The organism is Okeania sp. SIO2F4, assembly GCF_010672385.1.
GTDB lineage: Bacteria > Cyanobacteriota > Cyanobacteriia > Cyanobacteriales > Microcoleaceae > Trichodesmium.
Window position 1 is genome coordinate 1 of sequence record NZ_JAAHGT010001281.1, and the last position, 1,953, is coordinate 1,953.

The window sequence follows — 1,953 nt, forward strand, 5'->3', positions numbered from 1 at the left end:
TACCAGTCACTCGCTCAATGGCTCGGAATCCCATGCCGTTAAGAGACATTTTTAGACAAAGCTCTTTAACGTCAGAACTATAACCCGCAGGACAGGGGCTTTCTCGAAACTGACGGCCACAATCACGACACAGATAACTCTGTTTTCCCTGACGATGACCATTTTTCACTACTTTATGGCTTTGACAATAAGGACAATCCATCTCTCAATAAAATTCTAGAATATCATTCTCTATTGTGCAACACCAAATTATTTCCCCCTACTCCCTACTCCCTATTCCCTACTCCCTACTCCCTCTTTTCTATAAATTTACTGCTCTAATTGATACAGAACAACTCGATTACGTCCAGCTTTTTTCGCCTGATATAAAGCTCGATCTGCCCGTTGTAGAATCTCTTCTCCTGTAGTTCCATCTAAAGGAAAACAAGCAACTCCTAGAGAAACAGTTAGGGATGAAAGAATTTCACCTTGATTTTGTATAGATAATTCCCTCACTCCTGAACAAATATTTTCTGCCCTTTGTTTAGCAATACTTAAAGGGGTATTTATGAAAATGAAAGTCATTTCTTCTCCACCGTAACGACAGACAATATCAGATTCTTGAACTTGCCCCTGTAAAAACTTTGCCAGTTCTCGAAGTACCATATCTCCAACATCGTGACCATAAGTATCGTTAAATCTTTTAAAGTGGTCAACATCTACCATGACAATACTTAAAGGTTGTTGATTGCCTTTAGCTTTAATAATCTCTTGCTTGAGATATTCATCTAAATAACGCCGATTAAATAAACCTGTTAAACCATCACGAATACTATCATTTCTTAATTCTTCTCTCAGTTTCAGGTTGTAAAATGCTAAAGAAATGTGTTTAGCTATAGTATGAGCTAAATGTTTTTGATAGCAACTAATTTTTTCTGAACATTCCGTTCGGAGGTGAAACAACCCCCAAACTTTACCTTGAGTTAAAAGAGGAATACAAATAGTTTGAGTAGGTTGAGCTTCCTGATCGATATGATGACAAAATAATCCTGGTTGAGCATTGCTGGCAATATGAGTTTGTCCCCGTAGTAATGCCCAACAATCACTAAATTCCAATGAAGTTTCATTATCTGTTTTCTTACCAAAAGAAGTAACTCTTTCAAATATACGATTACACTCATCTGTTAAGAATACACTGCCAGAAAACCCTGGAAATAATCTTTGGAGAAATTCTGCTAGCAGTTTAGTTGTGTCTTCAATTTTTGCGCATACTTGTAAAAATTCTATCATCTGGTGAATAGTGACCATTGCCTGGTGGCGTTGTTCTAGTATATTTACTGATTCTTGCAGACGCCGTACTTCTTCCTCTAGATGACTATTCTTATGATTTAATAGTTCTTCGTAAGTTGTCATGTGAAAATTTTCCTTAAGTGGGTTCAGATTATTATCCGTTATTATCAAGATTAATGTAGTGATATTTATCTTCACAATATATGAATTTGATCTTGGAAATTAATGAACTATATCAGTATTGATGATGAGTTTAGTAATATGTTTAGGTAATTCGTTTAAAGCTTTTGTGTGATTAAAATCACTGATTGAAAACCTAAACTAAGTGATCTAATACCAAATTTAAAAAAGGTCGTTACAGTAAAAAAGGAGTAGGGAATAGGGAAAACCCTTGCTCTTTATTGAATTTTACTATATGGCAAAATCCTGGTCTTCCCTAACTACAAAAAAAGTAAGCATTCAGCCGTCAGCTATCAGCTATCAGCTTTAGCAATAGTAAATTATTTGTGAAAAAAAATGTAGGGTTTTAGTCTCCAAATCTCATTTTTACTAATGTTATACCAATTTCAAAAAATATTGTTACAATAGAATAGGTATAAAATTATTAAGCGATAGCAACTACTCTGTGGCGATCGCTTAACTACCAAAAACCAAAATAACCATACAAAAACTACCCATCCTTCT

2 protein-coding genes are annotated in these 1,953 nt (G+C 34.9%); both read right to left on the reverse strand.

The window, feature by feature from the left end:
• Positions 1–202 (reverse strand): IS1/IS1595 family N-terminal zinc-binding domain-containing protein (locus F6K22_RS39680; protein ID WP_483244164.1); only part of this gene is annotated, 202 nt, incomplete at its 3' end.
• A gap of 107 nt (positions 203–309) precedes the next feature.
• Positions 310–1,392 (reverse strand): sensor domain-containing diguanylate cyclase, encoded by a 1,083-nt coding sequence (locus F6K22_RS39685; protein ID WP_293110539.1) that lies wholly within the window; start codon positions 1,390–1,392, stop codon positions 310–312.
• Positions 1,393–1,953: the final 561 nt, after the last annotated feature.

Coding starts and splice junctions, on each gene's coding strand:
- F6K22_RS39685 (WP_293110539.1), bottom strand. CDS start 1,392: ATGACAACTTACGAAGAACTATTAAATCATAAGAATAGTCATCTAGAG.